The organism is Microcoleus sp. D3_18_C2 (genome assembly GCF_036702395.1).
In the GTDB taxonomy this organism is placed as follows: domain Bacteria; phylum Cyanobacteriota; class Cyanobacteriia; order Cyanobacteriales; family Microcoleaceae; genus Microcoleus.
In genome coordinates, this window is record NZ_JAUBTG010000118.1 from 1 (window position 1) to 5,351 (window position 5,351).

The 5,351-nt window shown below is 45.7% G+C and carries 8 protein-coding genes; 3 read left to right on the forward strand and 5 right to left on the reverse strand.

The genetic code is table 11. The features are described from left to right. Nucleotides 1–175: 175 nt before the first annotated feature. Nucleotides 176–409, reverse strand: coding sequence for a hypothetical protein (locus QUA88_RS29155; protein ID WP_333053920.1), 234 nt, complete (start codon nt 407–409; stop codon nt 176–178). 221 nt (nt 410–630) lie between these two features. Between QUA88_RS29155 and QUA88_RS29160 the strand changes: the two genes are divergently transcribed. After that, nucleotides 631–855: a helix-turn-helix domain-containing protein gene (locus QUA88_RS29160; protein ID WP_333210902.1), complete on the forward strand. Its 225-nt coding sequence runs from the start codon at nt 631–633 to the stop codon at nt 853–855. A gap of 63 nt (nt 856–918) precedes the next feature. Here the strand turns inward: QUA88_RS29160 and lipB are convergent, their stop codons facing one another. Next, entirely contained in the window at nt 919–1,602 is a 684-nt protein-coding gene (gene lipB / locus QUA88_RS29165) for a lipoyl(octanoyl) transferase LipB (RefSeq protein ID WP_333210900.1), read from the reverse strand. 152 nt (nt 1,603–1,754) lie between these two features. Between lipB and hpf the strand changes: the two genes are divergently transcribed. Beyond that, nucleotides 1,755–2,408 carry a ribosome hibernation-promoting factor, HPF/YfiA family gene (gene hpf / locus QUA88_RS29170; protein ID WP_333053915.1) on the forward strand — a complete coding sequence of 218 codons (654 nt, stop codon included), beginning with the start codon at nt 1,755–1,757 and terminating at the stop codon, nt 2,406–2,408. Between the two features lie 454 nt (nt 2,409–2,862). After that, complete coding sequence (locus tag QUA88_RS29175; RefSeq protein ID WP_333262938.1) at nt 2,863–3,294, forward strand: hypothetical protein; 432 nt, start codon at nt 2,863–2,865, stop codon at nt 3,292–3,294. A 322-nt stretch (nt 3,295–3,616) separates the two neighbouring features. Here QUA88_RS29175 and QUA88_RS29180 read toward each other — a convergent pair whose 3' ends face one another. From QUA88_RS29180 to QUA88_RS29190, 3 genes are read right to left on the reverse strand one after another with little or no spacing between them, the layout of a single operon-like run. Continuing rightward, on the reverse strand, nt 3,617–4,075 hold the full coding sequence (locus QUA88_RS29180; RefSeq protein WP_333053911.1) for a peroxiredoxin: 459 nt from the start codon (nt 4,073–4,075) through the stop codon (nt 3,617–3,619). A gap of 36 nt (nt 4,076–4,111) precedes the next feature. After that, entirely contained in the window at nt 4,112–4,270 is a 159-nt protein-coding gene (locus QUA88_RS29185; RefSeq protein ID WP_333275200.1) for a hypothetical protein, read from the reverse strand. Between the two features lie 53 nt (nt 4,271–4,323). Next, on the reverse strand, nt 4,324–5,220 hold the full coding sequence (locus tag QUA88_RS29190) for a metal ABC transporter permease (RefSeq protein WP_333275202.1): 897 nt from the start codon (nt 5,218–5,220) through the stop codon (nt 4,324–4,326). Nucleotides 5,221–5,351 lie beyond the last annotated feature (131 nt).

The window sequence follows — 5,351 nt, forward strand, 5'->3', positions numbered from 1 at the left end:
TGGGATGGGCGTCCCGCCCGTCATGAGTGGACGGGCGGGACGCCCATCCCACTTTCAAGAGTGGAAGTTATTTAATTATCATTCCTAAGTGATTGGGTCGAGAATTAAGCCTGATGTTTTTGATAATTTAAGAACGATCGCACTTTGCTCAATAAAGGGCGATCGCCCTGAAAAATTATTCTTTCCAGTAACGGGTTAAAATCCGCATTACTTCGCCTGCGATCGGGGACGGTAAAGGCGGGCTCCATTCACCAACTTCTGCAAAACCCAAAACGTGCAGCAGATTGATGAGGCTTTCGACTCCTTTGGGAATCCCGCAAATCAACAATCGGATCGGTTGCTTGCCGGTGGGTGCGTCGGGAATTTCTTCGCGCAGGAGTTCGGGAACTGACTTTGGCTGTGATATCATGAGTTTTAACTACACAATAGTCGGAGAGCGATCGCCCTTGAGTTTTCGAGGCCAAGGGGCGATCGCTTTTCCGTTTGTACATCCTCAGCATAGTTCATTTTCTGATTCTAGTAAACTGACAAACTCAAATAATTTACCGTAGCGGTTAATTAAAGGATAGTGAAGGTTGCGGGATGGTAACATCAGCTTGCAAACTCCAGGCTATTAATTGAGCATCAACAGTGGTCATCCGTTGGAAATTGGCAGTTGTAATGGCCGAGCGTAATATCAGCAACAAAGAGTTGGCTGCTTTGGTGGGAATGCACCCAACTTCGTTTTCGAGACTCAAAACCCGCCGTCGCCTCACGAGAATTGACGAATCCACTCTCAATGCTCTGTGCAAAGCGCTAAACTGCCAACCGGGCGATTTAATGGTGTATGAGGAAGACGATCCCGATCGCACTTAAAAAACCGACTGCGATAGTTAGTAGTGTTGACAGCGACGCACCCTACACATTCGTGAAGCGAAGCTATCCCGTAGGGAATCGCACAATTTCCACTGCAAAAACGCGAGCAAACTCAGCGACAAGGATCGATCGCACTCGATCGACCTCAATTCCGGGGATAAACTGCTCTAAACTGCCAACAGGTCGATCGGGAATCCCGCAAGGTACAATTTGCCCAAAGCCTGCGAGATCCGGACAAACATTTAAAGCAAAACCGTGCATCGTAATCCAGCGGCTGACTTTAATGCCGATCGCCCCTAGCTTGCACCCATCCACCCAAACCCCAGTCATACCGGGAACCCGCGAACCCTTCAACCCCAAAACTTCCAGCACCCCCAGCAGCACTTCCTCCAACTGCCGCAAATACCAGTGCAAATCAGGCTGGTGACGGCGCAAATTTAAAATCGGATACCCCACCAATTGGCCCGGACAGTGGTAAGTCACCTCGCCGCCCCGCTCAACTCGGTGAAGTTCCGCCCCAGTTTGGCTTGGGTCAAATTTCAGAAATTCCAGCTTTGCTCCCATTCCCAAAGTGTAAACCGGCGGATGTTCCAGCAAAATCAGGACATCTGGCAAATCAGGCTTGTCGCGGCGTTCTTGCACGAGTTTTTGCTGAATTTCCCAAGCTTGGGAGTAGGGAACTTGTCCCCAATCGAGGAGCAAACAGGGTTGTGCATTTAACTGTTGAGGGATGAGAGGAGAAATCATGCAAAAAAGTCAATAGTGTTATTACGGAATATTGGCGCAGTTTAAATCAAGAATTGTCAACATATAATAAAAGATTTGGAAGATAAGTGTTTTCGAGAATACATAGTGCTACTGTATAAAATATACCGAAGTTACAGAAGGGAGGGAGCTCTATGAAGCTTGTTATCCAGGGTAAAAATATAGAAATCACCGATGCGATTCGCGAGTACGTCAATCAAAAGGTGGAAAAGGCAGTTAGCCATTTTCAAAATTTGACTACAGAAGTGGACATACATCTATCGGTGGCTCGTAATCCCAGGATCAATCCTAAGCAGACTGCTGAGGTGACAATTTATGCTAACGGCAGCGTTATTCGGGCTGAAGAAAGCACGGAAAGCCTGTATGCCAGCATAGATTTGGTTGCCGACAAGATAGCTCGTCAACTGCGGAAATTTAAGGAAAAACGCCACGACAACAAAATCCAGAGTAGTGTTAAAACGGTTACGGCAGTTGAAGAACATCCTGTAGTAGCGGATCTAATTGGCGATCGAACTCCCGAACTTCCTGCTGAGGTGGTACGGACTAAGTATTTTGCTATGCCTCCAATGACTGTGCAACAAGCTTTGGAACAATTGCAGATTATCGATCACGATTTCTATATGTTCCGTAATGCGGAAACAGACGAAATTAACGTACTCTACGAACGCAAGACTCACGGTGGCTATGGAGTTATCCAACCCCGGCACAGCAACGGTAACGGTAATAGCAAAAATGGCAAAACTGCCGAAAGCGCTACATCTGAAAAATCGAGTGTTGCAAAAAGCTAGATAATTGCTGAGTGCTAATTGTTAATGGCTGCAAGTCGTTAGCAAAAAAGGACTAAAGTCCTTACTACGAACCACGAGTTTTTAGTAAGGACTTTAGTCCTTTCTTGGTTTTTTAGAGAATCATGACTGAGGTGCTGACTACGAACAAGTGGTAAAATCTGTCTTTACCAGCTAGCTGTATCTCGCGACTAAATCTTTCGCTGCTTGTCGGTGTTTTTCTACCAAACTCGGCGGGGAAAGCACTTGGGGGCTATCCATATATCTTTGCACCCACAGACTGAATTCGTTCTCTGAGCGATCGGGCAAATCTATCTGATAATTAACATACAGCAGCTTGCCAAAACTGTCCCTGGGCCGTTCCTTAATTTTTTGTCGCGGGTGTCGCAGATATCCCTCTAGACTCCTTGCGCTGTCTGGGGTGTAGAATGGAGGTGAAACTAATTGAATGGAATGTATGCGGAAGTTAGTTTTCTCAGATACAGAAATGTTTTATCGTGAGCTAAAGACAGCCTTGGAGCAAAGTGAGCAAGTTGAAGTTATTACAGACTACGAGCGATATTCAGACCTTCCAGAGAAGTTAAAAACCATTTTTGAGTTACACAAGAACAAATCGGGAGAGTGGGTAAATATAGCTACAGGCGCATTCATCCCTTCTTCTGCTGGAGTTACTACAATTAACTACTCTGCCCTCTATATTTTTGCTGGTGCTGGTGCAGGTGCTATTCTTGGATTTATAGTTGGTGGCCCTGTTGGAGCAGCAGTTGGCGCTGGTATCGGAGCCTTAGCTGGAACTGTTGCTGTTGCGACATCAAGCGGAAGGCATCATGTAGATATAGAAATTGAGGCGAATGGTAAACTCCGGCTTAAGATTAGCCCAATCGATTGAACAACGTGACACTCCCCACTCGCTGGGGAAACTAATTGAATGGAAAGTTTGTTAACTCTGGGGTCAAGTTTGATAATCTGTGTTGGTGATCCCCACTGGCTGGGGAAACTAATTGAATGGAAACTGACCTGCATCGGCGCAATGGTCGCACCAAATTTGTTGGCCCAACTCCCCACTCGCTGGCGAAACTAATTGAATGGAAACGCGCGGCCTGCACTGCGATTTTCGCGCCAATATCGAAGAAACCGGGTTTTTTAGCTAATCTGCTAGATAGCAAATCATTTTCGTAAAAAAACCCGGTTTCTGGCCACCCGCGCGCCACCTAACTTTTAATAGCTTCCAAAGTTTTGAGTGCTTCTGCAACGTGTGCTTTGAAGTCTAACATCGAGTCAAAAATATGCTTGACAATGCCTTCTTTGTCAATGACATAAGTTACTCTACCGGGCATAATCCACAGGGTAGCTGGAACTCCATATAATTGCCGAACTTTGTTGCCAGTATCGCTCAGCAGTGTAAAGGGTAGCTGATATTTGGTGGCAAATTGCTGGTGCGATTGTTGGGTATCTTCGCTAATTCCTATGACTTCTGCGCCTGCGTCTTTGAAGACTTCGTAGCTATCTCGAAAAGCGCAAGCTTGAGTCGTGCATCCGGGTGTGTCGTCTTTGGGGTAAAAGTAGACTATGACGTTTTTTTTACCTTTAAAATCTTTGAGGCTGACTGATGTGCCAGTTTGAGATGGTAAGGTAAAATCGGGTGCGGTGTCTCCTACTTTGACGCTCATGTTTTTTTAACTTAGTAGATCTGTTTGCGTGAAATTTTAACTTTTGTTATTGTACTGTTTTTTTGAGCAATAGTTCGCAGTTGCGATCGCCCGATTCGGGAGTATCTGAGATGTTGCACCATTCTCAATAAGCTTTTTAGGAACAGGCTTTTCGGCCTGTTCCACAAAGAGTGAATTTTCTTGTGGAACAGGCATCTTGCCTGTTAAGCGAGAATTGTGCAAGATGTGAGTTACTACAAAGTTATTTGTTATCTGCCTTTGGTTAAATTTTTTAATTCCCGCCATATTGGAGGAATTTGGCCGGAGTGTGTGCGGGGCTGGGTGAGGATTCCTTGAGTCGGACTGAACAGTAATGATAGCACAAATAATCCCGATGCAACTAAAACTATTGCGGGGCCGGATGGCAAGTTATAAAAGTAGCTGAGATACATTCCGCTAATGCTGGAAATAACTCCGATTATTGCGCCTAAAATCATTACTTGGTGCAGACGAGTGACTAGGAGATAGGCGGTACTTGCAGGTGTAATTAATAGGGACAAGACTAGCACGACGCCAACGGCTTTGAGGCTGGCAACTATTGTGAGGGCGATGAGTACCATCAGTCCGAAGTTGAGCAGGTTTACTGGTAAACCTGTTGCTTGCGCTCCTAATGGATCGAATGTGTAAAATAGCAGTTCTTTGTAAAAGAATACTACAACTAATAAGACTACGGCGACTATGACGGCTGTGTCGATCGCATCTTGGGCGGTAACGCCGAGGATGTTGCCGAAAAGAAAGTGGTTGAGGTCGATTTTGTTGTCTTTTTGGACGATCGTAATTAGGGTGATGCCGAGGGCGAAGAATGCCGAAAATACGATGCCCATTGCGGCGTCTTCTTTGATTGTCGATCGAGCTTTGATCCAAGCTATGATTACTGTACTCAAAACTCCGGCAATGAAAGCGCCGACAAAGATATTTGCTCCGAGGATAAATGCGATCGCCAATCCGGGCAAAACCGAGTGGCTGATGGCGTCTCCGAGCAAGGCCAGCCGCTGTACCATTAGGTAGCTGCCGACGATCGCGCAGACGATGCCGACTAGAATGGCAATTACGAGCGATCGCTGCATGAATCCGTACTGTAACGGCTCAATTAAGGTTTGTATCATAAAATTATAAAATCACAGTTAATTAATGACTAAAAACCAAACTAACCCGGTTTGATCTGAGATGTTGCACCATTCTCAATAAGCTTTTTAGGAACAGGCTTTTCGGCCTGTTCCACAAAGAGTGAATTTTC

What these genes read in the sequence shown, in the direction of transcription:
- QUA88_RS29155 (WP_333053920.1), bottom strand. Translation starts at nt 409, where the DNA reads ATGATATCACAGCCAAAGTCAGTTCCCGAACTCCTGCGCGAAGAAATT.
- lipB (WP_333210900.1), bottom strand. Translation starts at nt 1,602, where the DNA reads ATGATTTCTCCTCTCATCCCTCAACAGTTAAATGCACAACCCTGTTTG.
- hpf (WP_333053915.1), top strand. Translation starts at nt 1,755, where the DNA reads ATGAAGCTTGTTATCCAGGGTAAAAATATAGAAATCACCGATGCGATT.
- QUA88_RS29175 (WP_333262938.1), top strand. Translation starts at nt 2,863, where the DNA reads ATGCGGAAGTTAGTTTTCTCAGATACAGAAATGTTTTATCGTGAGCTA.
- QUA88_RS29180 (WP_333053911.1), bottom strand. Translation starts at nt 4,075, where the DNA reads ATGAGCGTCAAAGTAGGAGACACCGCACCCGATTTTACCTTACCATCT.
- QUA88_RS29185 (WP_333275200.1), bottom strand. Translation starts at nt 4,270, where the DNA reads ATGCCTGTTCCACAAGAAAATTCACTCTTTGTGGAACAGGCCGAAAAG.
- QUA88_RS29190 (WP_333275202.1), bottom strand. Translation starts at nt 5,220, where the DNA reads ATGATACAAACCTTAATTGAGCCGTTACAGTACGGATTCATGCAGCGA.